Raw genomic sequence first — 26,825 nt, 5'->3', positions numbered from 1 at the left:
TCCGCCGCGAGCCGGCCGTCCGTCTGGGGTTCCGGCCCAGAGATGCCTCATGCTGACGAGATTCTTCATCGCGTGCCCCTGGTGAAGAGCGGCGGCCGGCTCGGCGTCACCGCGGTGTAGAAGGTGGTCGGCTTGGTCGTGCCGGGCTCCTGCTCAGCGACGACCAGCCCCGCCTCGACCAGCGAGGCGAGGATCTCCTCGCGCTCGCGGCGCGACAGGAATTGCGAGCGCCGCGTGACGTCGCTGCGCGACTGGCGCCCGCCGTCGCGGATGATCTCCAGCAGCCGCTTGTGCTTAGCCTCCGTGTCATTGTCGGAGACCCGCCGCTCCGCCTCCCGCAGCAGCGTGGCGATGCAGTGCTCAACCAGGCGGGATGCCCAGGTGACGTCGCGGGCTTCTGTCACCGGCCTGGCAGGGTCGCGGCTGACCGCGGCCAGCATGGCCAGCTTGGCGGCGTTCTCGGCGTAGCGACCGAACAGCGCCGTGGCGTAGGTGCCGCGATGCGCTCGCAGGAGCTCGGTCGCCTCCCGCCGCACGCGGACCATGGCGGCCTCAGCCTCGGCGGTGAGCGGCACGGTGTAGGCGTGGATCGGTGCCGAGGACTCCATTGCGTCGGCCAGGTTCCCACCATGGCTGTGGCCCGGCACCCCGCGGGCGATCCCCTGCAGGGCGGCGACCAGGTCTGGCGGTGGATCCATGGCCGCCGGGGCCTCGTTGCGCTCCGGGTAGTCCTCCTCGGTGAGGAAGACCAGGAAGCGCGCCATCGAGCCATCCGCCAGCGCGCCGCCCTCCAGCGCAGACCAGAAGGGACCGGGGACGGTGACGCCCCAGAGGCAGGCGCAGGGCTGCTCGATGGTGACCCGCGGCCGCGCCTTCTGGTCGGCGTATTCGGCGCCGATGTAAGGCTCTGCCGCCGAGGTGTAGAGCTTGGTCAGCTCCGCCCAGATGGCCGCCTTGTGCGCCGGGGCCCGGGGGGCGAGGACCAGCTTCAGGAACTGGCCGAACTCGTCCACCTGGAACAGGCGCGCGGGGTGCCGCTGCAGGGAGGTGAGCAGCCCGGCCGAGGAGGCGAGGTCCTCGCCACCCAGGTATCGGTCCAGGCCAGTGGCGTAGAGCGCCCGCTTCACGCAGCGGCGGGCATGATCCTTGCCACCGCCGCTGTCGGCGATGCCGATGGCGTAGACGTTGCTGCGCAGGTCAGTGGGGGTGCGGTAGCGCCGCCCGGCGACGGCGCCGACCAGGCAGATGGCCGCGCCCAAGGCCAGGAAGGGCTGCGGGCTGACCGCGCTGCGGATGGCATAGTCCAAGAACAGCCGCAACGCCCCGTCCACCTCCAACACCTCCGGCGGCACGCGGTACGGCCTGGGCTGGGGCGGCGCCGGGAGCGGCGCGGCGGCCGCCTTGGCGAGCAAGCCAGCAGCGGGGTGCGGCCGCGCCGCTTGTTCGGCCACGGTACCGTTCAGGGTCAGCATCGGATCTGGCACCCAGCCCCGCTGCTCGGCCAGCCAGTAGATGCTGCCCGCGCCGACGCTATGCGGCCGCAGCGAGGCCCAGCGTCGCTCCGGCGTGTCGGTGCGGCCGGACTGGCCCGACTTCCGGGACTGCCGGGACCACTCGAGCCAGAGATCGCGTCCTTCCTCGCCGAGTGCCGCCTTGATCGCCGCGCCGACGGTGATCCACTCGTTGCCGGGCAGGTCGTCGTTCGGCAAGTAGGCCAGCGACGCAGCGAGCGCCTCCCGCGTGCCCTTGGGATCGCTTGGGCCGCGCCAGGTGCTGCTGGGCGCGCTGGCCAGGATGGAGGTCACCCGGACCTCGTCCGGCAGCACCCGCCAAGCCGCCTCGAGGAAGGCCAGGCAGGCGGCCTCGTCCACCGCCGGCAGCTTGGCCAGGGGGACGTCGAGCAGGCTCTCCTCCGGCCAGTCATAGGGCTGGCCAGTGTCGGGATGCACGGCGTAGGCGACGAACTGCTGACCGCGGGCCAGGAGCTCGAGCGGATGGCGCTTGCGGCCGGCGAAGGGTCCTGCAGCGCGATAGACCAGCAGGCGCTTCGGGGCGCGGCCGATCCGCAGGCAGGGAGTGTCGCCCAGCAGGGTGGTCGCCAGCTCCCCAAGCTGGATGGCCAGCGCCCCGTCCAGGATGTCGAGATCAATGCCGACCACTGCGCCGGTGGCGATGCCGACACCACAGCCTGGCCAGCGCCGCCAGATGTCGATCTCAAAGGGCTTGGTCGGCCGGTCGCAGTGCCGGGTCCAGTCCGGATAGGGCGACCATTCCCCACCGCCGAAGCGCCCCGGCACCTTGCTGCCCGGCATGATGGGAATGACAGGATAGCCGTTGTCGACCAGCCGCTCGCCATAATCCGCCATGAAGGAAGTGCTGGTCACCGCCTGGTGCCTGCCATGCTGGAAGGCTTGGGCCAGCGAAGCTCGCCGCTCTGCGTGCTTACGCACCAGGCGCGTAGGGGAGGCTCACGTTCCATCAACTGCATCCCGGCGCCAACGCAGGCATCAATGGTGCTGAAGGTGGCAGTGGCGAGATGCCCATTCAGCATCAGTACCAAGACCCAGGCAGCGAGGTTCATGCCGGCACCCCCTGGACCTTCGAGAGCGCTGTATTGATGGCGATCTGCTGCTCCACCAGGGCGTCGACATAGGCGCCGCAGACCGCCTCGATGAAACCGCGCCAGTCTTCAGGCGACCAGGTCGCCATGTCGGTGCGGCCGACCGCCTCAATGTACTGGCCGGCAATGTCACCGGCCGTGCGCATTGCGGCGACTTCCTGTTCATTGGGATCAACCACGCGGCGTTCCCTCCAGAGGCTGAGGCAGCAGGGCGAGCAGCTCGGCACGGTCCAGTGCACCCGCAGCGTTCGGGACGGATGCCACCAGTTCCAATGCCAGGCGGGGCGTCGGCAGGTTCGGCATCTCACGCGAACCTCGTGGCGGCGATCTCGGTGTACTGGCCGGCAGGCCGCACCTGAATGGCGCTGGGCTGGCGCAGCATTTCGCGGTGCTGCAGGGCCTCGTCGACAGTTGACGGTGCAGGCAGGTGCGGCGCGCGGCGGCGCCACCAGCCCACGGCTTTCTCGCGCGGAAAGCCAGTATGTTCGAAGCAGACCCACTCACTGTGCTGCGTTAGGCCACATTCGTAGATGACGCGCAGCGATGCTGGCTTACCGGGCTTCTCGTGCCGGGCGTAGCGGACAGCCGTGACATCGCACCACGTGGCCTGGATCTGCATCGACAGCAGGGCGTTGGAGGCGGCCTGCGGCGCCACTTTCACAGCCGGCGGCGGGAACTCGTGGTCACACTCGATGCAGCGCCGCGCACTGGCGTGGTTAATGGTCTCGCACCCGGGGCAGACCTTGATCGGAGCCTCGCCATCGCCGGCCGGCTCCTTCTTGCGGCCGTCCACGGTATCGATCGGCCCGTGCCGCGCCGTGTTGCCGGCGAAGTCGAGCACCAGGCAGTCCTCCTTGCCCTCGGCAAGGCGGGTGCCGCGCCCGACCATCTGGACGTAGAGGCCGACGCTCTTGGTGGGTCGAAGCAGCGCGATTAGGTCCGTTCCCGGCGCGTCGAAGCCGGTGGTGAGCACATTGGCGTTGGTGACGCAGCGCAGCCGCCCCGCCTTGAAGGCCGCCAGGATGCCGTCGCGCTCCGGGGCAGGCGTGTCGCCGGTGACCGTCTCGCAGGAGATGCCGTGCTCGCGGATGGCGTCCCGGACGTGGCGGGCATGGGCGACACCGGAGCAGAACACCAGCCAGGAGCCGCGGCCCTCGCCGTGCCGGACGATCTCCGCTACCGCCGCCCGGGTGACCTCGTCACGGTCAACCGCGGCCTCGAGCTCCTTGGCCACGAACTCGCCGCCGCGGGTACCGACACCGGCCACCTCGAGTTGCGTCTCGGTCCGTTTCGGCACCACCGGGCAGAGATAGCCCTGCCGGATCATATCCAGCACCGGCACCTCATAGGCGATGTCGGTGAACAGCCGGTCCTTGCCCTCGTGCAGCAGCCCGCTGTCGAGGCGATAGGGCGTGGCGGTGAAGCCGACCACCTTCAGCAGGCCGGCGTTGATCTCGTCCAGCTGCTTGAGGAAGGAGCGGTACATGCCGCTGTCGCCGCGGCCGAGCAGGTGCGCCTCGTCGATCAGGACGAGGTCGCAGCGCTGTACCTGGTAGGCATGTCGGTGAATCGACTGGATCCCGGCGAACAGCACCTGGGCGCGGATGTCCCGCCGCGACAGCCCGGCCGAGTAGATACCCGCGGGCGCCTCCGGCCAGGCGCGGAGCAGCGCCATGAAGTTCTGCTGGATCAATTCCTTCACATGGGTGAGGACCAGGACTCGGGTGTCGGCGTAGGCAGCGATGGCCTCGCGGACGAAGCCTGCGATACACAGGCTCTTGCCCGTGCCGGTCGGCATGACGACGAGCGGATTGCCGGTGTTCCCGGCAAAGTAGCTGTAGAGCGCCTCGATCGCCGCGCGCTGGTAGGGACGGAGGGAGAGGGTCATGCCGCGATCCCCCTCGACGCGGCCTGGGCGTAGCCAAGCCAGCGGCCACGGTGACCGCATGCAGTGCAGGTCAGGCGGAAGGGATGCGGGCCGGCGCCAGGGCCAACCTCGTATCGGTCTGCACCGCAGCGGTTGCAGGGACCATGTGGCACCACCATAGGTTCTGCAGCCGGCACGCCATCCCGCCACTCGCTGCCGTCCGGCAGCCGGTAGCTGACCCAGTCCTCGCCGGCGTCGACCTGCTCGCCGGGGACAAGGTCGGGGATATAGAGGTGCGCAGAGCAGCCGCGCTCCTGGTCCTGCCGGGACAAGGCAACGCCATGCCGGGCGCAGTGCCACGCGCCCCCTTCCACCGCCGACGCGTGCAGGCAGGACCGGCAGTGGCGCTCCGCGGCCTCGCCCTCCTGGCAGACCGCCTGGTGGTCACAGAGGCGGCACTGCCACCAGGCCGGGTCGTCGCTGATCCGTGCCGGCGGGCGCACCGCGTGGACGATCCGCTCTGCCTTCGCCAGTAGCCGCAGCCCGGCCTCGACGTCGTGGTGAACACGCTCCTGGTAGAGCGCGTCGGTGTCCTTGCAGACCGCGAGGTAGAATGCCCGCTCGATCCCGGCGAGCTGCATGTAGGCCTGCATCTGCGCCCAGTGCAGCGGCTTCGACGCGGCGACGCCCTCCGCCTGCAGGCGGGCGAAGGACTTCGCGCTATGGGTCTTGAACTCGCACAGGTGCCAGGTCGCCGGCGCCTCCGGGAAGCCCTTGGCAACGGCATCCATGCTGCCGCCGAAGTGCCCCGTGGCGTCGCGCAAGGTCCACTGCCGCCCGGTGTCGGGGTCGACCTCGAGCACGGTCACGCCGATCCGGCGCAGGTCGGCGACGAACCGCGCCTCGGCAAGGTGGCCGGTCTCGAAGAGCCGCAGCAGGCGGCCGGCGTGCCGTGCCCGCGTCGCCCAGCGGAATGAGTACCAGAGGGAACGACCGCATTCGGCGCCGATCACCGAGGCGCCGAGGTGTTCGCGCCAGCCGGCGTCCGCCGCCGCCTCATAGGCGGCGTAGATCGCATCCACCGTCGACGTAGCGGGAGGAGGCAGTGATGCCATGTTCACCCCGCCCGGCGCCAGGGCGGTGTGGCGGCGGACGCCGTCGCCGTCGGTCGCGGCGGAGGTGCGGACGCCCGCGGTACCGCTGCGGCGGCCGGAGCGGTGCGCGGGCCCGGCGCGTTGCCCAGCGGCGCATAGCCCTTGACCCTGTTCTGCTTGCGCCGTTCCTCCGGGGGGAGATGCTCGTCCCGCTTGTCGGGCTCGACCGCGAGCGTGATCAGCATCGGCCGCAGGTGCAGTTGCTCGCTGTCGCTGACCTGCAACTGGCCCACCGCGTGGCAGATCGCCGAGAGGGTGCGCTGCGCGATCTCCACCGTCTGCTGGTTCGGGTTCACCAGGTTGAGCTGATCCCAAATCTTGCGGCCCTGGTGCGGTCCCTCAACCACGTCCATCTCCAGCCAGAGCATCTGGCCGGTACCGGCCTTGGTCGGTCGCATCTCGCTCTGCACGATCTGCACGGCATACTTGCCGGGCGGGAGCAGCTCGAAAGGCGCCGCGGGCTCGACGGCGCTGGCGTCAAAGTGCTGGTTCAGCTGGGCCATGTCAGGCGGCTCCTTCTGCGACGGTGCTGGGCTCGGGGGTGTAGAAGGGGATGCCGGTGGCGAGCGCCGGCCAGTCGAGCGGGAGGCTGTCGGGCAGCCCGAAGCGGTTCTTGGCGAGGAAAGCCGGGCGCTCGGTGGTGTGCAGCAGGCGGTCGCCACCGGAGACGCCGCGCACCACCTGCTTCTTGAAGCCAACGTCGGTCTTGACGGTGCTGACCCGATAGTTGGCGAACAGCACCGCATCGACGTGCTCCTGCACCAGCGCCGCGGCACGGCTCTGGAGCTTGATCACGTACCGGTCGTAGGGGTCAGTCTCCGGGCTGTCGAAGCGACGAATGTCGCAGTGCGCGATCAGGATCACGCCCATGCCACGCTCGGTGCGGAGCAGGTTCATCCCGTCCAGGAAGCCCCGCCAGACGTCGAGCGCCGCGAGATAGCCCTTGCCGTAGCCGGGCTGCTCGATGTCGGCCCACTTGTTGACCCGGGCCGTCTCCTGCCAGACCAGTGGCTCAAGCCAGTCGAGGCTGTCGAGGACAACAGTCTCGAAATCGTGCGGCTGGCCGGCGAGCACGTCGAGCGCGTCTTGCACGTCGGCGTAGCTGCGCAGCAGGCCGAAGGTCGGGACGTTGAGCACGCCGAGCCCGTCCTCCGTCTGCAGGAAGACCGGGTTTGGCGCCTCGGCCGCGAGACTGGTCTTGCCGACGCCGGCGACGCCGTAGACCAGCAGGCGCGGCGGGCGCGCCTCGCCGCCGCGGCGGAGGCTGTCGAGGGAGATCGCCATCAGTGCGGCTCCTTCGCGGCGCGGGGCTTGGCCTTGATCACGTCGACCTTGATGTCGCCCCCGGCGCGGGCCACCGCTTCGGCGAAGCCGTCGAGCGTCGGCTCGAAGGCGGCCACCTCCTTCGCGCGCGTCACGGCGTCGCCCTCCAGCGGGATCGCGACCTGGATGCGGAGTTCGTGCGCCATCAGGCGGCGTCCTTCTTTTCGAGGGTGTAGGAGGGGCGGCCGGCCGCGACGGTGCGGGCCGGCTCGAAGACGGCACGGATGCGCGGCGGCCAGGCCAGGAAGCGGCTCTCCGGCACGCGGCTCTCGATGGCGACGTAGTCGGCAGGGTCCTCGCCCCAGCCGCGGATGGTGGCGACGGCCACGGCGAGGCGGGGCTGGTCCCACTCCACCCGCTTCGGCAGGTCGGCCACGACCTCGAAGCCATCCTCGGCGAGGCGGACCCGGCCGGTGTCCTTTCCTTCGGCGCGCCGGGCCGCTGCCGCGGCGCTGCCGAAGCGGGTGTGCAGCGCGTCATGCAGCAGGTCGGCGAGGCCCTTGGTATCGGCCTTCAGCTCGCCGACCTCTTCCAGCAGCAGCGCAAGCTGGTCGACGGGCAGGCGCGCGGCCCGCTCGGCGTCCATCCCGCGCAGCTGCGCCAGAGTGGTGCGGTTGCTCATGGTGGTCCCGTGCTGTGGGTGATCGCCCGGCGGGATGGGCGACGCCGGCGGCCGGGCAGGCGCAGGCATCGGCATGGGGACGCGGCTCACGGCACCGCCAGCAGTTCGGTCGCCCAGCAGAGGGCGATGAAGCCGCCGGCCAGGAGGACGCCGCCGAGCAGGATGCGGAGGGCGTCGACCACCGCGCGCAACCGACGGGCTTGGGTGGCATCGAGCATCACGGCGCGGCATCCACGGAGGGGCCGGCCTCCGGTCGCGCGCTCCGGCCGGCCAGCTCGAGCCAGACATGCAGCGGCAGCACCACCAGCGGCGTCGCGCGGTCGCGCCAGAGGAAAAGCAGGTCGTTGGCGCCGAGCCAGCGCTCCAGGGTGCGGAAGCCGCCGCCTTCGCCTCGCGCCTTGACCTCGGCCTTCAGCGGCTCGGCGCCGCGGACATAGAGATCGACATCGGCGCCGTTGCCGCGGTAGCGCACCGCCCCGGAGAGCGGCACGCGCTCGGCACGGATCCCGCACTTCACGTGCAGGTCGACGATGGCGCGCTCACGGCGCAGGCCCTTGTCGCGGGACGCCTTGCCCATCAGGCCGCCTCCTGCATCAGTGAGATCATCAGGGTGTCGGTCGGGCGCCGCGAGCGCGGCCGGGCGACGGCGAGGTAGCTGAAATCCCCTTCGCCATGGCGCTGCTGGACGAGGTGTACCAAGCCGCGCTCCGCCATGGTCCAGGCGAGGCGGCCGACGCTGGCGAGGCGGCGGCGATCCGGCTCCGACAAGCGCTGCGCCAAGTGCCAGACGTCGCGCGCCAGATGCCCCCGCCAATAGGTGAAGCGATCGCCGGGTGCGGCCCGCATCAGCCAGAGGATCAGGTCGGCCTCGCCGACCGGCGAGGGCGCTGGGAGGGAAAGCGGCCTCACAGCGTGCCTCCTGAGCGCAGGGTGGCCTCCGGCTGCCGTGCAGAGGCGCGCTCGAAGGCTTCGACGTCCTCCAGCCGGTAGACCACGCGGCCGCCGACCTTGAGGTAGCGCGGGCCCTGGTCGCGCCAGCGCCACCGCTCCAGGGTGCGCGGGCTGAGGCTCCAGCGGCGGGCGAGCTGCACCTGGTTCAGGTGCGCGATAGGACGATCGGTCACGGCGATGCCCTCCGCGCGCGCCTACCGGCGGCCTCCGCCTCCAAGCGCCGAATGAAGACCCGGACCTTGTCGGCGGTCGCCAGGCTGGGCGACCGGCCCCGGCGGAGGTGGGTGATGAAGCTTGGATCGCCAACGGCTTCCCGGCCGAAGTCGGTCGGCTTCATGCGAGAGGCGGCGAGGAAGGCCTCCACCTCGGCGAGGAATTGTTCGCTTAATGTTCGCATAGCTGGCGATAGGATTGCCGGCCGTTTCGATGCTGGTCAAACAGGAAAAATAGGCTATTCCCTATCAGCGTGATGCCAAGGAGTTAGCCATGGTCGAGCTCGACCCCATACGCCTGAAGGTGCTCAAGATGATCCAGGACTCGGGCACCGATCTGAAGAACGCCTCGCTGGCGATCGGGCGCAACGCCGCCTACCTGCACCAGTATGTCACGCGCGGCACGCCGAAGGTGCTGCCGGAGGATGCGCGCGAGGCGCTGGCCGCCCATCTCGGCGTCGACGAGGAGGAACTGCGGCCGCGCGAATCGGGACGCCCGCCTGCCCCGAAGGGCGAGGAGGAGCCGGACCAGCCCGCCGCGCCGCGACGGCGGCGCAGCGGAGAGGGGTTCGCCCGCATCGCCGAGCTCGACGTGCGTGCCTCGGCCGGACCGGGCGCCTTCCACGACGGGCCGGAGGAGGCGACCGCGTTCTGGCTGTTCCCAGAGCCGGTGGTGCGGCACGAGTTCCGCACCCGCTCCGATGACCTGCGGATGATCACCATCGAGGGCGACTCGATGGAGCCGCTGATCGCCTCCGGCGACCGCATCCTGGTCGACACCAGCCAGCGCGTACCGGTACCGCCCGGGATCTTCGTCATCTGGGACGGCATGGGGGTCGTGGCGAAGCGGGTGGAGCACGTGCCGAACTCGGACCCGCCGATGGTGGTGATCACGTCGGTGAACCCGCAGTACCAGACCTACGAGCGCCTCGCGGATGAGGTGAACATCATCGGTCGGGTCGTCTGGATGGCGCGGCGGCTGTGAGATTGGCTATTCGTCAAATCGAGATCATGATCGAGGGGGCGGCAGAAGGAATTCTATCCTTTGAAAGTTTATCTTTCCGACGGAAGCGAGTACCGATTGATCGGTCGCGCCGATGTGCCTGACGATGGCAGCCCTGTTTACGAGATGCCGCTTTTCGGAGCTACTTCGACGATCGTCGATCGGTTCACCATCAGTGCGGTCACACATCTGCCGCCTGGTGGGGCCACGCCGATCGTGGAGCGAGCAGTCTTGCTCTCCCCGGAGCAGCGCCCGGAGATACTGCCAGGGTGGCAGCCGCTTGCTTCATAGCCCATTGCGCCGCGCGACCGTGACCTCGTCCGCTTGGTCGAGGATGCGGCGGATTGGCTTTGCCCTGGTGGTCGTTGCTGCCGCACTTGCTGGCACGATCAGCGCGGCATCAGCGCAGGCCCCGCGACTCACGATGATCGGTCTCGGGGCAGGAGTTTCCTGCTCGGAATGGGTCGCAAATGTCGGCGGTGATGAGGCTCTGGAGCAGTGGGCCTTTGGTTTTGCCAGCGCTATCGCAGCTGGAGCACAGCTTGAACACGGCACCGATCCATTGGCGAAGATGACCGCCGAATCCCTACATGCCTGGCTGCGCGACTACTGCCATCAACATCCGACTTCGCCGCTCAGCGTTGCTCTGATCCGATTGGTTTTCTCAGGTAGCCGGTGAGACGCTGTCGCGCTGCCATGCTGCTCGGCATGTCCTGGCTTGCCATGCCGGTGCTGGCAGCGGAGCCCCTCATTGGCCGAGCCAGCGTCATTGACGGAGACACGATCGAGATCCACGGCCAGCGTATCCGTATCCACGGCATCGATGCACCTGAAGTCCGACAGCCTTGCGTCACCGCTGCCGGGCATGCCTGGCGCTGCGGCCGGCAGGCTGCCCTAAAACTGGCCGCGGCAATTGGCGACGGACCCGTGCGCTGTGAGCCGCGTAGCCGCGACCGGTTTCGCCGGGTTGTGGCTGTCTGCTGGCGCAGCCGCCAGGACCTCGGGGCCTGGATGGTCGCCAATGGCTGGGCTGTCGCTTCCCACCAGTACTCCCTCGACTACGCCGATGCCGAGGCTCATGCCTACCGGGCAGGCCGGGGGATCTGGGCCGGCAGCTTCGAGATGCTCTGGGACTGGCGCGCCGCCGGCCGCAAACGGTAAGCGACAGGACGTCGTCCCACCAGCAGGAGCACCGGCCGCGTCGTGAGTGAGGCCTCGGCATGAGCGAGAATCCCGCCTCGCCGCCGCAGGAAGTGCTGGCCGGCCTGGTCGAGCGCGTGACCTTCCACAATGAGGAGAACGGCTTCTGCGTCCTGCGCACCAAGGCGCGCGGGCACCGCGACCTGGTCACCGTGATCGGCCATGCCGCCACCATCTCCGCCGGGGAGTGGATCACCGCCAGTGGCGAGTGGGTCAACGACCGCACCCATGGCCAGCAGTTCCGGGCGCGCTTCCTGCGCACCTCCACCCCGACCTCGGCCGCCGGCATCGAGAAGTATCTCGCCTCCGGCATGATCCGCGGCATCGGCCCGGCCTATGCGAAGAAGCTGGTGCGCGCCTTCGGCGAGGCGGTGTTCGACGTCATCGAGGCGAACCCGGACCGCCTGCGCGAGGTCGAGGGCATCGGCCCGGTGCGGGCCGGCCGTATTGTCGCCGCCTGGGCCGAGCAGAAGGCGGTGCGCGAGATCATGGTCTTCCTGCACGCGCACGGCGTCGGCACCTCGCGGGCGGTGCGCATCTTCAAGACCTACGGCGCCAATGCCATCCAGGTGATGACCGAGAACCCCTACCGCCTGGCGCGTGACATCCGTGGCATCGGCTTCAAGACGGCCGACACCATCGCCCAGCGTCTCGGCCTCGAGAAGACCGCCATGGTGCGGGTGCGCGCCGGCATCTCCCACGCCCTGACCGAGGCCATGGACGCCGGACACTGCGGCCTGCCCAGGGCGGAGCTGGTGCCCTTGGCGGAGAAGCTGCTGGAGGTACCGGCCGAGCTGGTCGGGACGGCGCTGGAACTGGAGCTGCAGGACGGGACCGTGGTGGCCGACCGGGTCGGCGAGGCCGACTGCGTCTTCCTCGCCGGGCTGCACCGGGCCGAGCGGGCGGTCGCCGAACGACTGCTCGGGCTGGCTCGCGGTAGGCTGCCCTGGGACCGCATCGATGCCGACAAGGCGATCCCCTGGATCGAAGCCCAGACCGGCCTCGCCCTGGCCGAGAGCCAGCAGGCGGCGGTGCGCCTCGCCCTCGCCTCCAAGGTGCTGGTGGTCACCGGCGGCCCCGGGGTGGGCAAGACCACTATCGTGAACTCCATCCTGCGGATCCTGGCGGCCAAGGGAGTGGAGCTGCTCCTCTGCGCCCCGACCGGTCGCGCCGCCAAGCGGATGAGCGAGGCGACCGGCCTGGAAGCCAAGACCATCCACCGCCTGCTGGAGGTGGACCCAGCCAATGGCGGCTTCCGACGGGATGCCGAGACCCCGCTGGAATGCGAGATGCTGGTGGTAGACGAGACCTCCATGGTCGACGTGCCGCTGATGAACGCGCTGCTGAAGGCGGTGCCGGATGAAGCGGCCCTGCTCCTGGTGGGCGACGTGGACCAGCTGCCCTCGGTTGGCCCGGGCCAGGCCCTGGCCGACGTGATCGAGTCCGGCGCCGTGCCGGTGGTGCGACTGACCGAGGTGTTCCGGCAGGCGGCGGAGAGCCGGATCATCACCAGCGCCCACCGCATCAACAGGGGGCAGATGCCTGAGACCGACCGGGCCGACCCCGGGAGCGACTTCCATTTCATCCCGGCCGAGGATCCTGAGACGGCGGTCGAGCGCATCGTCGAACTGGTCCGGACCCGCATTCCCCGGCGCTTCGGATTCGATCCCATCCGCGAGGTACAGGTGCTCTGCCCGATGAACCGGGGCGGCGTCGGAGCGCGGTCGCTGAACCTCGAGCTGCAGGCGGCGCTCAACCCGGCCCCCGGCACGAAGGTGGAGCGCTTCGGCTGGACCTTCGCCCCCGGCGACAAGGTCATGCAGGTCGACAACGACTACGAGCGGGAGGTCTATAACGGCGATATCGGCTTCGTCACCGCGGTCGACCCGGAGGCAGGCGAGCTGACGACCAGCTTCGACGGTCGCCCCGTCACCTACCCCTTCGGCGAGCTGGACTCGCTGGTGCTGGCCTATGCCACCACCATCCATAAGTCCCAGGGCTCCGAGTACTCGGCGGTGGTCATCCCGGTGCTGACGCAGCACTACCCGATGCTGCAGCGGAACCTGATCTACACCGGCGTCACCCGCGGCAAGCGGCTGGTCGTGCTGGTCGGGCAGCGCAAGGCGCTCTCCATTGCCGTGCGCGGCGTGACCGGCCGGCGGCGCTGGTCGAAGCTGCGGGAGTGGCTGGCGGCAGGCGGCGATCCCACCGGCCCCCTCGGCGCTGGCCGACCTCGCGGGCGTGGACCGCGACCGGAGTAGCGCTGCACGGCCAGCGCTTTTCGCTCGGCTGCTTTCTTCGTCGCTTGCCTTCGCTGGCTGCATCTCCGCTGTTTCGCTCCGTCGCGCTGGCGGTAGATGGTCGCAGCGCAATGATTCCCAGCCGATCGACACCTATGCCCAACGCACACCTGCCGCCTCACCTTCGGGAGGTCTGCGACATTCTCGCCCGCGGCATCCTGCGGCTCCGCAGCCGCGCCGCTGAGGATCTCGCACGCGACGCCGCAGAGGCCCGAGGGTCGGGAGAGGTTCGCCTACACTCCAATGCCCAGCCGCGCCTCCATGCGAACCCCAAGAGAAAGGGAGTCGCATGACACGACGATCGACCAGCAAGGCCAGGCAGCAGGACGCGGCGCCGCTGGCGCCCAGCATGCCGAAGATCCCGCCCGCGCAGGTCCTGCCGCGCCTCGCGGCGCTGCAGACCGCGACGGCGGCGGAGCTGAAGGAGCAGTGGCGGACCCTATTCGGCAAGGAGCCGCCGCCCTTCAACCGTCCCTACCTGGTCAGCCGGCTAAGCTACCGCCTGCAAGAGCTCGCCTATGGCGGGCTGAAACCCGAGACTCGGGCGCGGCTCGAGGCGCTCGGTGAGCAGCTCGACGGTGGTAACCTGGTGTTGCGCCGCATCCGCGCCGACAGCCGCCCACTGCCTGGCACGCGCCTGGTCCGTGAGTACGACGGTGTCCAGCACGTGGTCACGGTCCGGGCTGATGACTTCGAGTTCGAGGGCCGACCCTACCGGTCGCTCTCCGCCATTGCCCGGCACATCACCGGCACGCGCTGGAACGGCTGGACCTTCTTCGGGCTGAAGGGGAGGCCCGGGGCATGAGCCGCCGCAAGCTCGCCGAGGCGATGCCCGCCTCGGTGAAGAAGCTCCGCTGCGCGGTCTACACCCGGAAATCGACTGATGAGGGGCTGGAGAAGGAGTTCAACACCTTCGACGCGCAGCGTGAGGCTTGCGAAGCCTATGTAGCCAGTCAGCGCGCCGAGGGCTGGGTCCTGGTCCGCGACCGCTACGACGACGGTGGCTTCTCCGGCGGCACGCTGGAGCGGCCGGCATTGCGGCGAATGCTGGCCGACATCGAGCAGGGCTTGATCGACGTCATTGTGGTCTACAAGATCGACCGGCTCAGTCGGTCGCTGATGGATTTTGCCAAACTGGTCGAGACCTTCGAGGCGCACAGGGTGACCTTCGTCTCGGTCACGCAGAGCTTCAACACGACAACCAGCATGGGCCGGTTGACGCTCAACATCCTACTCAGCTTTGCCCAGTTCGAGCGGGAGGTCATCGGCGAGCGGATCCGGGACAAGTTCGCCGCCTCCCGCGCCCGCGGCATGTGGATGGGCGGGAAGGTGCCGCTCGGCTACGAGGTGCGGGACCGCAAGCTGGTGGTGAACGAGGTCGAGGCTGCCCGGGTACGGCGGGTGTTCGAGTACTTCGCCGAGAGCGGCTCCGGGGTGGAGACGGCCCGCCAGCTCCGGGCCGAGGGCCTGACCAGCAAGTCGGACCGGCCGCTCGACAAGGGCGACATCTATAAGCTGCTGCACAATCGGACCTATGTCGGCGAAGCCAGCCACAAGGGAAAGGTCTACCCGGGTGAGCACCAGGCCATCGTGCCGCGGGACCTCTGGGACCGGGTGCACGCCGTCCTGCGGGTCAGCCCCCGGATCCGGGCTGGCCAGAACCGCCAGCACGCGCCAGCCCTCCTGCGGGGGCTGATCTTTGGGGTGGACGGTCGGGCGCTGTCACCGACTCACTCGCGGAAGAATGGCCGCCTCTACCGATACTACGTGGCGCAGCGGGTGCTGAAGGGCGACGCCGCCGGCGACGCCAGCATCGTGCGCCGGGTGTCGGCGGCGGAGATCGAGGCGGCGGTGGTGGACCAGGTGCGGGCGCTGCTGCGGCAGCCGGAGGTGGTCGTCGGCACCTGGCGGGCGGCGCGGGCCGAGGCGCCAGAGATCACCGAGAACGAGGTTCGGGAGGCGCTGCTCCGGCTCGACCCGCTATGGGGGGAGCTCTTCCCTGCGGAGCAGGCGCGAATTGTCCGGGCTCTGGTGGAGCGCGTGGTGGCCGGTCCCGCCGGCGCCGACATTCGCCTCCGTGTGGAGGGGCTGGCCGGGCTGGTCCGGGATCTCACGGCCATCGCGCCCGACGCCCTGAGGCCGGTGGCATGACCGTGGCGACCAGCATCACCGTCCGGGTGCCACTGACCATCCGCCACCGGCCAGGGCGGAAGACCGTGGTCACGCCGGTACGGGACGGGCGCGAGGGCGCCATCCCGACGCGGGCCGATCCGGCGCTGCTGAAGGCGCTGGCGCGGGCATTCCGGTACCTGAAGCTGCTGGACGAGGGATGCTACGCATCGATCAGCGAGATGGCTGCGGCGGAGAAGATCGAGCGCGGCTACCTTGGCACGCTACTACGCCTCACGCTGCTGGCGCCGGATATCGTCGAGGTGATACTGGATGGGAGGCAGCCGGAGGGGATGACACTTCCAGCGCTAATGGAGCCGTTCCCGGTGGACTGGGCGGAGCAGCGGACGTCCGCTATGCTATTGCAGCAGCGGCAAGCTGCTATGAGGCAATCAGCGAATTGACCGCCGAAATCTATCTTCCTATTGGCGTTTTCTCCCCCCACTCGGCTTAAATCCCGCGCGCCTGTTTGCAAGCTTTTCGGCTTTTGTTTTTGCGTGCGGATATGGCGCCTTCTTGCGCTTTCCTTCGGCTGCAGAGGCGACGCGCATGCCTTCTACCCGAAACGAGCCGGACAAGGCCCCATGGCGAGGCGGTGGGTATGTCACGAGTGGCGCTCCATCGAGGTCCATCGGAGCAAGATGCTGCCCTTTCCAGCGAGGGGACACCTTTTCACGCGTCTTGTCCTCGCGGCACCGAGCCTCATGATCCATCTGCTTCATCACCAATGCTCCCGCTCGTGCGGTCGAACTTTCCCCGCTCGGTGAGCCAACTGCTTGCCGCACCATGGAGCATATAGGCTACGACTCGCTGGCACAGTGTTTCCAGTGTAGACACTAAATCGCGTTGCTTCGGGTAACGGCGATGGCACAGATGAGGCGACGTACAGCACCATCTGGGTGCCACTGACCATACAAGGCCAGCTGGGCCAGAAGACAGTGGTGACGCCGGCACAGGAGGGTGTGCCGGCTATGGCGACGCGCGCCGACCCGGCGCTGGTGAAGGCACTGGCGCGGGCGTTCCAGTACCAGCGCCTGCTGGATGAGGGGGCGTTACGCGTCGATCAGCGAGATGGCGGCGGAGGAGCGAATCGAGCGGGGGTATCTGGGTAGCCTGCTGCGGCTGACGCTGCTCGCACCGGAGGTCGTCGAGGCGATCTTGGATGGGCAGCAGTCGCCGAGCCTGGCGCTGCCGCCGCTACTGGAGCCGTTTCCCATAAACTGGGCAGTACAGCTCAGCGCGCTCACGTCTGGCGCAGCCCTCCCACTGCGGCGTCGACTGACCGCCTTAAGCGGGAAGCGGCGCTAGAAGGCTCGCGGCCTGAGGGTCTGGTGGACCCCCAGAGCGAACATAGAAAAGCGAACATAGAAATGGGTCGAATAGGATCGCGCTCCCCGGGCATGGTCTGGCCGGGAGTAGACGGAAAGTTGCAGGCGCATCAAGTTGGAGAGCTGCTCATTGTTACTGACCGTGCCGAATCTGCTTGCCATTCGTTCGTCCGGACGGACAGGTCCGGTCCGTCGTGGCAGCTGCCGGCGCGCATCTCTCGTCACGGGGTGCTAATCGCGCAATGACGGGAACAACGAACGGAACGAGTAGCGTCATGCCGCTGAAGGATGGCACGCCTGAGGATTATCAGGCTGCGGCGCTCCGGCACTACCAGGATGCCTCCGCGCTTCGGGACGCGGGGCGGCTGGACAATGCCGGCCATCTCATCGGCTTCTCGGCGGAGTGCGCCATCAAATACCGGATCGAATCGCTCGGCTCAGGAGACCGCTCCCCGGCGCAGCACCTTCCGGACATATTGGTCGCGGCGCGCAAGCGGCTCGGCGAGCGGTCGAACTTCACGAGCATGTACAACCTTCTCAAGAGCGACATCTTTGCGGACTGGGCCGTCGATCACCGCTACTCCTCAACGGGAAAAACTACGTCGGAGCAGTTCGAGGCCTGGGTCCACATCACTCGCAGGCTACTGGCTGCGGCGAACATCCGCGCGCGGAGTGCATGATGACAACCTTCGATCAATCCCTTCCCCTGATGGTCGATCTCGTCGCCGGAGCGTGGGGCAGCGCCGCGGTGGCCAGCAATGTGTTCCTCAGGGATTCGCTCGGTCGCCTAACCTTGGTCGTGCTCGACCCCGGCAGGACCGGAGCTGAGCGGGAAGAGCTGTCAGCGATAATCAACGCGCAGCTCGGCGGCTACGCCGACCCGAGTGGTATATCGGTCGCGACGCCCGAGGAGCTCTTCGACGAGAGCCTGCGGGACGCCGAAATCGGCTTGGCCGTCCCGATTGACCGGGCCAGCTTCCAAGGATTCGTGCGCATCGTAGATCGCCGCGTGGTGGGGGCCGACTGGCTGCGCAGGCCGGGTACCGACAATCCAGCGATCCCGCGCTTGTTTTTCGTCAGCGTCAAGGGCGGTGTGGGCCGCTCGACGGCGCTCTGCGTTCTTGCGGCGCACCTAGCCGCGGGCGGCCGTCGGGTCTTGGCGATCGACCTCGATCTCGAGGCACCAGGCTTAGGGACCATGCTGCTGGACCAGGCAACGCTGCCCCGTTTCGGCCTGCTGGACTATCTCGTCGAGACTAACCTGGCCGAGGTGGACGACAGCTTCCTCAATGATATGCTGGGATCCTCGCAGTTGAGCGGAGGGCGTGGTTCCATCACGGTGGTGCCGGCACTGGGAGCGCTGGCGAACGACAACCCCGTGAACGTGCTTGGAAAGATCGCCCGGGCATACCTGCCGTCGGAGAACGATCCGTCGCTCAACGGCTTCGCCGCCAAGATTGAGAAGCTAATAGATGGCCTGACCGCGGCTGGCGACCACGACGTCGTCTTGGTCGACGCGCGCGCGGGTCTGCATGAGTCTACGGCAGCGGCGGCGGTCGCGCTGCAGGGCAACACGCTCGTCTTCGGGATAGACCAGCCGCAGACCTATGCCGGGTACCGGGCATTGCTTGCCCAGCTGGCGTTGACTCTGGGGCCGGACTGGTTAACGCGGATACACGTAGTCGAAGCGAGGGTGGGTGCCGATGGTCCGTCGGACGGATTCATCTCAAACATGGCCGACATCTTCCCGAAAATGTACGATTCTGCACCAAGCGCCCCAATCCCGCTAGATGATCTGCGCACGACGTTCGCCGTTGACTGGGACGACAAGATCTCGGTCGAGGGCGTGATGGAGCCGGAGATCAACGGAACATATATTTACGAGAGCGACGTTTACGCTAGGTTCGATCCGCTCAAATATCCGAATCGGCTGAGCAGGAGCGTGTATACCGCTGTCTATGGCCATTTCCTGCAGCTGTGCGATGAAATCATCCAGCCCACCGACGTGAGCGAGGGGACGCCCTAAGGTGGAAGCAATCAACTTCGCAAACATCCGTCGGCGGCTGGTAGACCTGCCCACCGATCACGACGCGGATGGCGAACACAGGCCGACGGTTGGCGATGTCTTCGCGCCGGAGCAGCACGCCTCCGCACTGGCGCCGTCGACCCTGATTGTCGTGGGCGCCCGCGGCGCGGGAAAGAGCTTTTGGGCAGGCGTCCTCGGCCAGCGCGAAACGCGTCAACTCGCGGCGGAGGTCTATCCCAGGCTCGGCCTCGATCGCGTGACGGTGACATTCGGTTACAACGGCTTCGACACCAGCTCCGCCGTCACGAGGCGCACGGTGGAAGCACGCACGCAGAGCGGCGGGCATGACTTGGCGCTAATGTTCTGGCAGGCCGTGCTCCTGCGAAGCGCGCTGGCCGCCATCAATGATCCCGAAGGCAAGGAGAACATTGCCACCTTCACCGAGAGGTACAAGGATCCGGAGGAGTTCGAGGCCCGGCTCCGGTACGTTGATCAGGCGCTGGAAGCCTCAGACAAGACCTGTCTCGTCCTGTTCGATGCGCTGGACACGCTATCGAGGGATTGGGCGCAACTCACCAAGCTGACGGACGCGCTGTTCGAGGCCTGTTGGATGCTCCGAGCTCGGCGGAGGGTCCGCGCCAAGGTCTTCATTCGCCCCGACCAGCTCAACGACGAACAACTGAGATTCGTCGAGCTTCCCAAGCTGAGAAGCGGCAGGGTCGAGCTCAATTGGTCGCGGAGCGACCTGTACGGCCTACTCTTCACGCGCTTGGCCGAGGCGGAGCAGAAAGCCGGCGAAAAGGACTTCGAGGCGCTCTGTCGGCAGACCGGATATCCGGTGCCGGACACCAATGCCGAGCGGCTCCGCAAATGGGAACTCGCTTGGAGCGACGACGCGCAGAGGCGCGTGTTCGATCGATTGGCAGGCCGCTACATGGGGAAGAGCGCGACCAAGGGTGCCACCTATCCCTGGACGTACAAGCACCTGGCAGACGGAAGGGACGTGGTGACCCCGCGAAGCTTTCTAAAACTCTTCGTTGAGGCTGCGCGCCACACGCCGTCGCCGCCAAGTCAGGCAATCACGGCCGAGGGTATCCGCCACGGGCTGCGGGAAGCGTCCAAGACACGCGTCGAACAGCTCGCACTTGAATATCCGTGGATCAAGCGCGCTCTAGCACCGCTCGCCGGACTCAAGGTTCCTTGCCAGAGTCGGGAGATCCACGAAGCCTGGATCGCCAGCGACACGGTCGCCGTCATCGCCAAGGCCGCCGCAAGCGAGGGCTTCTTGCCACCGTATCAGAAATCATTGACCAACGGCGCCGAGGAAGACCTGGAGGCGGCCATGTCTCGAATTGGCGTGCTGTCGTACCGGACCGATGGCCGGGCGGACATGCCCGACCTGTTCCGTATCGCCTCGCGCATGTTGAAGCTCGGTGGAGTTGCGCTGAAGAGCAAATCCTGACGAAGGTTACGTGCGCCGGCAGCATAGTGCTTGCGGGATGACACCGGCGGTCCATCCTCGGCTGTTCTCCCGAAGCGAAGCGTCTCGAACCGGCGATTCAGTTCGACCCTCGCAAAGCCGATCCCGCTCCATTGCAATCGCCCAGGGAGTCGACGGACGCCTCTCAGGCACTCGCGGAGGCCGTTGCATACCGCAGCCAAGGCGCCCCAGCGGGCGCGCAGGCAAGGATTTTGAATTTAGGTGTCAGGATTGGCCGGTTCGATGACGCAGATCCGAGCATGGGCTTTTGCGGATCTCCAACCGCCAGAAGCCTGCGTCACCATGTCCACCTTCGGGATTGGTGAGCGCGCGCCCCGATCACAGCCAAGGGCGCAGAGCCGCCGGTCCATGAAACTGCGACAGACGACCGCCTCACTGTCAGAAGTGGACCTTGCCGGGCAGGAGGTCATGGACCGCTTCGGGTCGGACTTGGCGGTAGCCCCGCATGATCTGCCGCGACTGATCCCGCGAAAGAGCCATGGCGCACCTAGCCAAGAACATATAGAGAACATGCGGAGCCCCCGCATGACCGACCAGATCGTCATTACCGAGAAGACCAGCCAGGCGAAGGACGTCCGAACGGCGGTGGGCGGCCGCTACGGCGCTATTCTTCCCGCAGAGGGCCACCTATTCGACCTCATGGAGCCGGAGGAGGTCTCACCGGACTGGAAGCGCTGGACGCCGGTGCTGCTGCGGCCGGAGGGGCTCTACGGCACCAAGCCAGCCACCGGCGGCAACAAGGCGCCGAAGCTCAAGGCAATCCGCGACGCTCTGCGGGGCGCGAAGCGGGTGTGGCTCGCCACTGATTGCGACCGCGAAGGCCAGCTGATCGGCCAGGAGATCCTCGAGCACTACGGCTACCGCGGCACGGTCATGCGGGTGATCTTCACCGCCCAGGACCCGCAGACCATCCGTGACGCCTTTGCCCGCGCCAGGCCCAACGCCGAGTATGCCCGCCTCTACGCCGCCGCTGTCGCCCGGCGGCAGGCCGATCAGATCTACAACCTGTCCCTGACCCGCACGGCCACCGTGACCCTGGCCCGTGGAGCGCGGACCGTCATCGGCGTCGGCCGGGTCAAGACCCCGACCCTGGCCATCGTCTGCAAGCGCGAGCTGGAGATCCGGAACTTCGTCCCGCAGGCCTATTTCGAGGTGGTCGCCACCGCCCAGGTCGAAGCCGGGCAGCTGCGGATGCGGCACGCGCCGAAGGAGCGGATCCTGAAGCGCGAAGATGCCGAGGCGATCGCCGCGGCCGCCGAGGGCTTTGCCGGGTCGCTCGCGGTGCGGCTCGAGGACAAGCGGCAATCCCCGCCGCGGCTGCATGACCTGCCCTCGCTGCAGAAGCTGTGCGGCTCACGCTTCGGCTGGTCGGCGGCGCGGACCCTGGAGGTGGCGCAGGAGCTCTATGACGGCCAGGGCAAGAAGGTCATCACCTACCCCCGCGCCGAAACCCGCTACCTGCCGGAGAGCCTGATCCCGGACGTGCCGCGGATCATCGCCGGGCTGCGGGTTGGGCGCGCCTTCAGCGAGATCCCGGTGCCCGAGCCGCCGGTCATCCGCCGGGGCGCGAGCGGCACCTTCCACGACAAAGGTCTGGCCGGGGCGAGCCACCATGCTGTCATCCCCAACGTCAACACGGTGGACACGCTGCGGGAAGTCTGGCCGCGGCTGTCGGGTGATGAGCGGCGGCTGTTCGATGTCATCGCCCGCTCCTACCTGGCCGCCATGATGCCGGACTTCCGCTACCGGCAGACCACCGTCACGCTGGATATGCGCGGCCACCTGTTCCGGGCCGCGGGGCGGCAGCCGATCGAGCTCGGCTGGCGTGCCGCCTTCCCCGAGTGGCAGCCAGCCGAGGAGAAAGGCGAGGACGCGCAGCTGCTGCCCGCCCTCCGACATGGCGAGACGGCCACGCTGCGCGGCGCCACAGTTGAGGACAGGGAAACCCGGCCGCCGCCGCGCTACAACGAGGGCACGCTGATCGAAGCGATGCAGAATGCCTGGCGCTTCGTCGCCGATGAGGCGCTGCAGGAGCGGCTGAAGGAGGCCAAGGGCATCGGCACGCCGGCGACCCGAGCCGAGATCATCCGCGGCCTCAAGGCGCAGGATTTCCTCATCGCCGACGGGAAGCACATCGTGCCGACCGAACGCGGCTTGGCCCTCTTTGCCGTCCTTGAGCGAGCCGATCCGGCCCTGGTCGACCCTGGCGTGACAGCGCAGATGGAGCGCCTGCTGGATGAGGTGCTGATCGGGCAGCAGGAGATGGTCGGAGCGATCGATGCCGTTTGCGCCCAGGCCAGCAGGATTATTGGCCGGCTGCAGGAGGGCACCGGCTCCGTAGACGGCGCGCTGCTGGGCGGTGTCGCCCGGGAGGCAGGCGCGGACCGGCCGCCCACGCCGGCGATGAAGCGCTTCGTTGATAGTCTTGCCCGGCAGAAGGGGCTCAAACCGCCGCGCGGCTACACGACTTCGGGCGCCGCCTGCCGTGCATTCCTTGACCAGCACGCGCCCAAGAAGGCCGGAGCGCAGGCGCCCGTTGATCCCGGGACCGGGCAACCACCCCCTGTGCGGCGAAGGGTGGCGAAGCGGCGCCCGCCGGACCAGGGCGATACCAACGCGCCGTCCGCTGGGGCCAATTCGGAGCAGAGCGAAAGACGCGGCAAACTGAGCCGCGAAGTGGCTGTCCAGGAACGGAAAGGCAGCATCGGAATGTCGCGTGCGAAGCAATCCGGCCAAGCCGCGGCGGAGCACCGATCCGCAGATACCCCCAGCGGCGATACACCGCTGCGCATCCCCTTTGGCAACAAGGAGGCTGCGCTCCAACTCGGCGCCCGCTATCGCGCCGGCGGCTGGTACGCGCCGGCCGGCGTCAATCTCAACGGCTTCCGTGAACGCGGATGGCTGTGACGAGGCCGGATAGGATCGGCTTACCGCGATTGCTTGGATGGCTCCGCCCTGGCGCGGGTCCGCCTTGCGGCGGTGATCTGTGTCAGCGTCACCGGACGGAAGTCCCAGGCATCGACGCCGACGTCTGTCTGACGAGTGAGGGGCGCGAGACGGCCATGGCTGTGGCCATGCAGGTTCAGCCAGCCCCGGCTCATGTTGCGCCAGGTACGAAAGGGGTAGTGGCACAGCACGATGCCGACCCCGTCCTGTTCGGTCTCGGAGTAGGGCTGGACGCTCGACCACCCGGCGAGGTCGGTCGTCGCGGGCGAATCGTTTTTGCCGGTGATCAGGTGCTTGTGTCCCTGCAGTCGGCATCAGCCTGAGGGCGGTGCAGCGCATCTGGCAGGCCAACCGCCTGCAGGCCATTCGTCTGGACCAAGCCTGCAGATACCATCCTCAGCAAGCTCGCCAGACTTCCTGCACCTTCTGAATGAGTCAGTGCACTAGAGGCACAAATTGCAACGATAATGGCTTCGCAGTGCGGCTGCTCTCGGCCGCCTTTCAAAAATAATTCCTTTTCGATGTCGTATGGAAGCGTTAACATTTCCCTTAGTCTAGGAGAGCGCAATGGCCAGACGCGATGTCGTCGTGGGCCTCACTTCACCAGACGCGCCGCATGCCTGCGGGAGGTCTTCGGCCTTCGTACCAAGCGGCATCTCACGCGTCCTCGCTTTGCATCCGCCTGTCCCGGCGCCGCCTCGCTTCGGCGCCTTCGCCGGATGATCCGTCATCTACCAAGGCGTCCCGGATCGGCGTTGATTCCGGCGCGTGTGGGCAAGCGCCGCTGCGCTCGGGACGTCCTCTCGTGATCTGCTGCGTACGCCTCGGTAATCGGTTCGGGGAGGCATGTGCAGGCGCGGCCCGACGTTACGCCGTTAGAGCATGGCTACTCGTCGCCACGGCGCTATCGGTGCCAGGCTCGAGCGCCTCCGGCGCCGGAAGGGAGGACACGGCGGATTGCTGGCGCGACTTCTTCCGGGATCAGGGCATCGCGCAACCGGTGGGCCAGATCACGACGTTCAAGTTCGTTGGGCAAACCTTCCACATTCCAAACTCCTATCTGGGCGGCGGCCTGCCTCGGCCCGAGTTCGGGCCACAGGACGCGGTCAGGTTGCAGGCCTGGGCGCCGAACCTCGCGCCGCTCACGGCCGAGCAGGCCAGGACCTTCCAAATCCCGCTCTCCGCAGGCGTGCGCATCACGGTCTTCGGCCACCCGCAATTCCTGCACGGGCAGGCGCTGCTGGACGAGTTTATCAAGGCCTACGGCCACGAGAACCGAAACGGCGAGCGCAACGCCTTCGGCTTTACCATTCTTCGCGCGCGGGCGGCGGGGGGATCGCGCTGGGGGGAGATCCATGTCTCTCCCGAAGGACCGGAGAACCTTTTCCATTGCAGCATCGACGGCAGCGTCCGGTATCCAGGCTGTACAGCGCAACGCTGGATCGGTGGCCCGCTCCGCGTCGAGATGGACTTCGATAAGCCGATCATCGCCGACTACCCGGCCCTCGACGCAGGGCTCGCCGGGTTCATGCGGTGCGCGCTCGGCCCATCGGGGACACCAGGACAAGTCTGGCCGTTGCCTGGACGGCACCAGTTGGAAAAGATCTGGAGCCCATTGCAATGACCACTTACTCCACCAGCCAAATACAAACCCTACAATCACATCTGGACACTGCGCAGACGGCCCTAAATCAGGGACAACTCAACTCAGTACAGCGCAACAAAATATTTCTGTCTATTATAGTTCGCAGGATTTTGCAGACCGTGGATATGTTGTCCTTGCACAGGAAGTCGTAAATAATAATACTTCGTTTGGGCGAGTGGCAAATGAAAATTTGCTCAATGGCCTGCGCGCAGCCGGATCAGCCGATGCTGCTGCCGGTCGACTGCTCGTGTCACTTGAGCTAGTCAGCTGTGAAATGGGCTGAAAGGCGTAGTTTGCTGCGGATTTCTGGCAATTGGGAAATACCAGAGTTTGCAGGCTTGGCAGCGAATGCGGCCAAAACCTTGCAAATCGTCCTGCCAGTTGCGGCGCAATGCAGCGTGTGATTCGCTCGGCGGAAACCCTGGCAGGGAGCCGGCCGATGCGCCCCAAGCAGCTTCGATCATGCGCCACCTCACCGGGCCGCACCTCAATCGGAACGTCCATCAGCTTACCAGCCGGGATCTCAGGCCAACAGAAATCTGCCGAAGTAGTGGTAGTCAGCTGTGAAATGGGCTGAAAGGCGTAGTTTGCTGCGGATTTCTGGCAATTGGGAAATACCAGAGTTTGCAGGCTTGGCAGCGAATGCGGCCAAAACCTTGCAAATCGTCCTGCCAGTTGCGGCGCAATGCAGCGTGTGATTCGCTCGGCGGAAACCCTGGCAGGGAGCCGGCCGATGCGCCCCAAGCAACCCGCCGTCGAGCCGCAGGAGGATCTCTTCCGCGCCCGGCTGGAGAACCTGGTGGACCCGCAGCACGCGCTGGTGTGCCTGGCGGGGCTGATCGACTGGCGCCGGTTCGAGGTGGAGTTCGGCGCGCTTTACGTGGACGGCGGGCGCCCGGGGCTGCCGATGCGCCTCATGGTCGGCCTGCACCTGCTCAAGCACATGGACAGGTTGTCCGACGAACTCGTCTGCGCCCGCTGGCTCGACAGCCCCTATGTCCAGCTGTTCTGCGGCGAGACCTTCTTCCAGCATGCCCTGCCGCTGGACCGCTCCTCCATGACCCGCTGGCGCCAGCGCATCGGGCCTGAGCGGCTCGAGGTGCTGCTCGCCGAGAGCCTGGCCGCGGCACAGCGAGGCGGCGCGGTGGAAGAGAAGCACCTCCGCCGCGTCACCATAGACACCACGGTCCAGCCCAAGGCAGTGACGCACCCCACCGACAGCAAGCTGCTCCACCGCGGTATCGAGACCCTGGTGCGCCTGGCCCGGCGGCATGGGGTCCGGCTGCGCCAGTCCTATCTGCGGGTGGCGAAGCGGGCGAGGCGCGAGGCCGCCAAGCTGATCCACGCTGGCCGCCGCCGTCAGGCCGAGCGGCAGGTCCGACACCTCCGCACCTGGTTGGGGCGCCTGGTCCGCGACATCGGCCGCAAGATCGCGCACAATGCGGCCATCCAGGCTGCCGTCGCCGGGCCACTCGGGCTCATCGCCCGGCTGCTGCGGCAGCGGCGCGAAGATCGCGGCCGCGACAAGCTTTACTCGCTGCACGCCCCCGAGGTGGAGTGCATCGGCAAGGGCAAGGCTCAGACCCGGTATGAGTTCGGGTGCAAGGTCTCGATCGCCACCACCAACGCCGCAGCACCCGGCGGTCAGTTCGTCCTCGGCGCCCGCGCCCTGCCGGGCAACCCCTATGACGGCCACACCCTGGCCGAGCAGATCGCCCAGACCGAGCGCCTCACCGGGGTCGAGATCGAGCGCGCCTATGTCGATCGCGGCTACCGCGGCCACGATGCCGACAAGGCCCGTATGTTCGTCTCGGGCCAGAAGCGCGGCATCACCCCGACCATCCGCCGCGAGCGGCGGCGCCGCAACGCCATCGAGCCTGTCATCGGCCACATGAAGAGCGACGGTCATCTCGGTCGCAACTTCCTGCGCGGCACGGAGGGCGACGCTGCGAACGTCA

26 protein-coding genes are annotated in these 26,825 nt (G+C 67.7%); 13 read left to right on the top strand and 13 right to left on the bottom strand.

Annotated elements, in window-relative coordinates:
- Positions 1 to 65 precede the first annotated feature (65 nt).
- The 12 genes from H7965_RS23135 to H7965_RS23085 form a co-directional block, all read right to left on the bottom strand.
- Positions 66 to 2,384, bottom strand: a complete 2,319-nt coding sequence (locus H7965_RS23135) for a bifunctional DNA primase/polymerase (protein WP_186772948.1) — start codon at positions 2,382 to 2,384, stop codon at positions 66 to 68.
- Positions 2,385 to 2,577: 193 nt separating this feature from the next.
- Entirely contained in the window at positions 2,578 to 2,799 is a 222-nt protein-coding gene (locus H7965_RS23130; RefSeq protein WP_268239772.1) for a DUF6511 domain-containing protein, read from the bottom strand.
- Positions 2,800 to 2,924: 125 nt separating this feature from the next.
- Complete coding sequence (locus H7965_RS23125) at positions 2,925 to 4,508, bottom strand: DEAD/DEAH box helicase (protein WP_186772946.1); 1,584 nt, start codon at positions 4,506 to 4,508, stop codon at positions 2,925 to 2,927.
- The gene (locus H7965_RS23120) at positions 4,505 to 5,602 is read right to left on the bottom strand and encodes a PD-(D/E)XK nuclease family protein (protein WP_222440764.1); all 1,098 of its coding nucleotides are present in this window, start codon (positions 5,600 to 5,602) and stop codon (positions 4,505 to 4,507) included. The genes H7965_RS23125 and H7965_RS23120 overlap by 4 nt, the downstream gene beginning before the upstream one ends.
- A 2-nt stretch (positions 5,603 to 5,604) precedes the next feature.
- Entirely contained in the window at positions 5,605 to 6,144 is a 540-nt protein-coding gene (locus tag H7965_RS23115; RefSeq protein ID WP_186772945.1) for a DUF669 domain-containing protein, read from the bottom strand.
- A gap of 1 nt (position 6,145) precedes the next feature.
- The gene (locus H7965_RS23110) at positions 6,146 to 6,925 is read right to left on the bottom strand and encodes an ATP-binding protein (RefSeq protein ID WP_186772944.1); all 780 of its coding nucleotides are present in this window, start codon (positions 6,923 to 6,925) and stop codon (positions 6,146 to 6,148) included.
- Complete coding sequence (locus tag H7965_RS23105; RefSeq protein ID WP_186772943.1) at positions 6,925 to 7,110, bottom strand: hypothetical protein; 186 nt, start codon at positions 7,108 to 7,110, stop codon at positions 6,925 to 6,927. Before H7965_RS23105 ends, H7965_RS23110 begins: the two co-directional genes overlap by 1 nt.
- Entirely contained in the window at positions 7,110 to 7,586 is a 477-nt protein-coding gene (locus H7965_RS23100) for a hypothetical protein (RefSeq protein WP_186772942.1), read from the bottom strand. Before H7965_RS23100 ends, H7965_RS23105 begins: the two co-directional genes overlap by 1 nt.
- 86 nt (positions 7,587 to 7,672) lie before the next feature.
- Positions 7,673 to 7,804 (bottom strand): hypothetical protein, encoded by a 132-nt coding sequence (locus tag H7965_RS31205; protein WP_261394350.1) that lies wholly within the window; start codon positions 7,802 to 7,804, stop codon positions 7,673 to 7,675.
- Positions 7,804 to 8,163, bottom strand: a complete 360-nt coding sequence (locus H7965_RS23095; protein ID WP_186772941.1) for a hypothetical protein — start codon at positions 8,161 to 8,163, stop codon at positions 7,804 to 7,806. The genes H7965_RS31205 and H7965_RS23095 overlap by 1 nt, the downstream gene beginning before the upstream one ends.
- A complete protein-coding gene (locus tag H7965_RS23090; protein WP_186772940.1) occupies positions 8,163 to 8,495 on the bottom strand; it encodes a hypothetical protein in 333 nt (110 codons plus the stop codon). The genes H7965_RS23095 and H7965_RS23090 overlap by 1 nt, the downstream gene beginning before the upstream one ends.
- The gene (locus tag H7965_RS23085; protein WP_229682751.1) at positions 8,492 to 8,710 is read right to left on the bottom strand and encodes a helix-turn-helix transcriptional regulator; all 219 of its coding nucleotides are present in this window, start codon (positions 8,708 to 8,710) and stop codon (positions 8,492 to 8,494) included. Before H7965_RS23085 ends, H7965_RS23090 begins: the two co-directional genes overlap by 4 nt.
- Positions 8,711 to 9,023: 313 nt before the next feature.
- Here H7965_RS23085 and H7965_RS23080 point away from each other — a divergent pair, with 313 nt between their 5' ends.
- The 12 genes from H7965_RS23080 to H7965_RS23025 all read left to right on the top strand — a co-directional run bounded on the left by H7965_RS23080 (position 9,024) and on the right by H7965_RS23025 (position 24,846).
- Positions 9,024 to 9,734 (top strand): S24 family peptidase, encoded by a 711-nt coding sequence (locus H7965_RS23080; protein WP_186772939.1) that lies wholly within the window; start codon positions 9,024 to 9,026, stop codon positions 9,732 to 9,734.
- 352 nt (positions 9,735 to 10,086) lie between these two features.
- Positions 10,087 to 10,431, top strand: coding sequence for a hypothetical protein (locus H7965_RS23075; protein ID WP_186772938.1), 345 nt, complete (start codon positions 10,087 to 10,089; stop codon positions 10,429 to 10,431).
- 17 nt (positions 10,432 to 10,448) lie between these two features.
- The gene (locus H7965_RS23070) at positions 10,449 to 10,913 is read left to right on the top strand and encodes a thermonuclease family protein (protein WP_186772937.1); all 465 of its coding nucleotides are present in this window, start codon (positions 10,449 to 10,451) and stop codon (positions 10,911 to 10,913) included.
- Between the two features lie 59 nt (positions 10,914 to 10,972).
- On the top strand, positions 10,973 to 13,213 hold the full coding sequence (recD2, locus tag H7965_RS23065) for an SF1B family DNA helicase RecD2 (protein WP_186772936.1): 2,241 nt from the start codon (positions 10,973 to 10,975) through the stop codon (positions 13,211 to 13,213).
- A 328-nt stretch (positions 13,214 to 13,541) separates the two neighbouring features.
- Positions 13,542 to 14,057 carry a DUF2924 domain-containing protein gene (locus tag H7965_RS23060; protein WP_186772935.1) on the top strand — a complete coding sequence of 172 codons (516 nt, stop codon included), beginning with the start codon at positions 13,542 to 13,544 and terminating at the stop codon, positions 14,055 to 14,057.
- Entirely contained in the window at positions 14,054 to 15,403 is a 1,350-nt protein-coding gene (locus H7965_RS23055) for a recombinase family protein (protein ID WP_186772934.1), read from the top strand. The genes H7965_RS23060 and H7965_RS23055 overlap by 4 nt, the downstream gene beginning before the upstream one ends.
- Positions 15,400 to 15,825, top strand: coding sequence for a hypothetical protein (locus tag H7965_RS23050; protein WP_186772933.1), 426 nt, complete (start codon positions 15,400 to 15,402; stop codon positions 15,823 to 15,825). The genes H7965_RS23055 and H7965_RS23050 overlap by 4 nt, the downstream gene beginning before the upstream one ends.
- Positions 15,826 to 17,024: 1,199 nt before the next feature.
- Positions 17,025 to 17,429 (top strand): hypothetical protein, encoded by a 405-nt coding sequence (locus H7965_RS23045; protein ID WP_186772932.1) that lies wholly within the window; start codon positions 17,025 to 17,027, stop codon positions 17,427 to 17,429.
- A complete protein-coding gene (locus tag H7965_RS23040) occupies positions 17,429 to 18,775 on the top strand; it encodes a ParA family protein (protein WP_186772931.1) in 1,347 nt (448 codons plus the stop codon). Before H7965_RS23045 ends, H7965_RS23040 begins: the two co-directional genes overlap by 1 nt.
- Position 18,776: 1 nt before the next feature.
- Complete coding sequence (locus tag H7965_RS23035) at positions 18,777 to 20,237, top strand: hypothetical protein (protein WP_186772930.1); 1,461 nt, start codon at positions 18,777 to 18,779, stop codon at positions 20,235 to 20,237.
- A gap of 564 nt (positions 20,238 to 20,801) precedes the next feature.
- Positions 20,802 to 23,183, top strand: coding sequence for a type IA DNA topoisomerase (locus H7965_RS23030; RefSeq protein ID WP_186772929.1), 2,382 nt, complete (start codon positions 20,802 to 20,804; stop codon positions 23,181 to 23,183).
- A gap of 949 nt (positions 23,184 to 24,132) precedes the next feature.
- A complete protein-coding gene (locus tag H7965_RS23025) occupies positions 24,133 to 24,846 on the top strand; it encodes a hypothetical protein (protein ID WP_186772928.1) in 714 nt (237 codons plus the stop codon).
- 284 nt (positions 24,847 to 25,130) lie between these two features.
- On the opposite strand, the gene H7965_RS23020 is transcribed toward H7965_RS23025, so the two are convergent.
- On the bottom strand, positions 25,131 to 25,331 hold the full coding sequence (locus tag H7965_RS23020) for a hypothetical protein (RefSeq protein WP_186772927.1): 201 nt from the start codon (positions 25,329 to 25,331) through the stop codon (positions 25,131 to 25,133).
- Positions 25,332 to 25,600: 269 nt separating this feature from the next.
- Between H7965_RS23020 and H7965_RS23015 the strand changes: the two genes are divergently transcribed.
- A partial coding sequence (locus tag H7965_RS23015) for an IS5 family transposase (RefSeq protein WP_186772926.1) occupies positions 25,601 to 26,825 on the top strand: 1,225 nt, incomplete at its 3' end.

It is taken from the genome of Siccirubricoccus deserti, from assembly GCF_014283215.1.
Lineage (GTDB): Bacteria > Pseudomonadota > Alphaproteobacteria > Acetobacterales > Acetobacteraceae > Siccirubricoccus > Siccirubricoccus deserti.
The sequence above is the reverse complement of the archived record's forward strand: the minus strand, read 5'-3'. Positions and strand labels throughout refer to the sequence as shown.

Coding starts and splice junctions, on each gene's coding strand:
- H7965_RS23125 (WP_186772946.1), bottom strand. CDS start 4,508: ATGACCCTCTCCCTCCGTCCCTACCAGCGCGCGGCGATCGAGGCGCTC.
- H7965_RS23055 (WP_186772934.1), top strand. CDS start 14,054: ATGAGCCGCCGCAAGCTCGCCGAGGCGATGCCCGCCTCGGTGAAGAAG.
- H7965_RS23040 (WP_186772931.1), top strand. CDS start 17,429: ATGACAACCTTCGATCAATCCCTTCCCCTGATGGTCGATCTCGTCGCC.
- H7965_RS23060 (WP_186772935.1), top strand. CDS start 13,542: ATGACACGACGATCGACCAGCAAGGCCAGGCAGCAGGACGCGGCGCCG.
- H7965_RS23070 (WP_186772937.1), top strand. CDS start 10,449: ATGCTGCTCGGCATGTCCTGGCTTGCCATGCCGGTGCTGGCAGCGGAG.
- H7965_RS23080 (WP_186772939.1), top strand. CDS start 9,024: ATGGTCGAGCTCGACCCCATACGCCTGAAGGTGCTCAAGATGATCCAG.
- H7965_RS23095 (WP_186772941.1), bottom strand. CDS start 8,163: ATGGGCAAGGCGTCCCGCGACAAGGGCCTGCGCCGTGAGCGCGCCATC.
- H7965_RS23110 (WP_186772944.1), bottom strand. CDS start 6,925: ATGGCGATCTCCCTCGACAGCCTCCGCCGCGGCGGCGAGGCGCGCCCG.
- H7965_RS23050 (WP_186772933.1), top strand. CDS start 15,400: ATGACCGTGGCGACCAGCATCACCGTCCGGGTGCCACTGACCATCCGC.
- H7965_RS23020 (WP_186772927.1), bottom strand. CDS start 25,331: ATGATCGAAGCTGCTTGGGGCGCATCGGCCGGCTCCCTGCCAGGGTTT.
- H7965_RS23045 (WP_186772932.1), top strand. CDS start 17,025: ATGCCGCTGAAGGATGGCACGCCTGAGGATTATCAGGCTGCGGCGCTC.
- H7965_RS23075 (WP_186772938.1), top strand. CDS start 10,087: ATGCGGCGGATTGGCTTTGCCCTGGTGGTCGTTGCTGCCGCACTTGCT.
- H7965_RS23105 (WP_186772943.1), bottom strand. CDS start 7,110: ATGGCGCACGAACTCCGCATCCAGGTCGCGATCCCGCTGGAGGGCGAC.
- recD2 (WP_186772936.1), top strand. CDS start 10,973: ATGAGCGAGAATCCCGCCTCGCCGCCGCAGGAAGTGCTGGCCGGCCTG.
- H7965_RS23100 (WP_186772942.1), bottom strand. CDS start 7,586: ATGAGCAACCGCACCACTCTGGCGCAGCTGCGCGGGATGGACGCCGAG.
- H7965_RS23115 (WP_186772945.1), bottom strand. CDS start 6,144: ATGGCCCAGCTGAACCAGCACTTTGACGCCAGCGCCGTCGAGCCCGCG.
- H7965_RS31205 (WP_261394350.1), bottom strand. CDS start 7,804: ATGCTCGATGCCACCCAAGCCCGTCGGTTGCGCGCGGTGGTCGACGCC.
- H7965_RS23030 (WP_186772929.1), top strand. CDS start 20,802: ATGACCGACCAGATCGTCATTACCGAGAAGACCAGCCAGGCGAAGGAC.
- H7965_RS23120 (WP_222440764.1), bottom strand. CDS start 5,602: ATGGCATCACTGCCTCCTCCCGCTACGTCGACGGTGGATGCGATCTAC.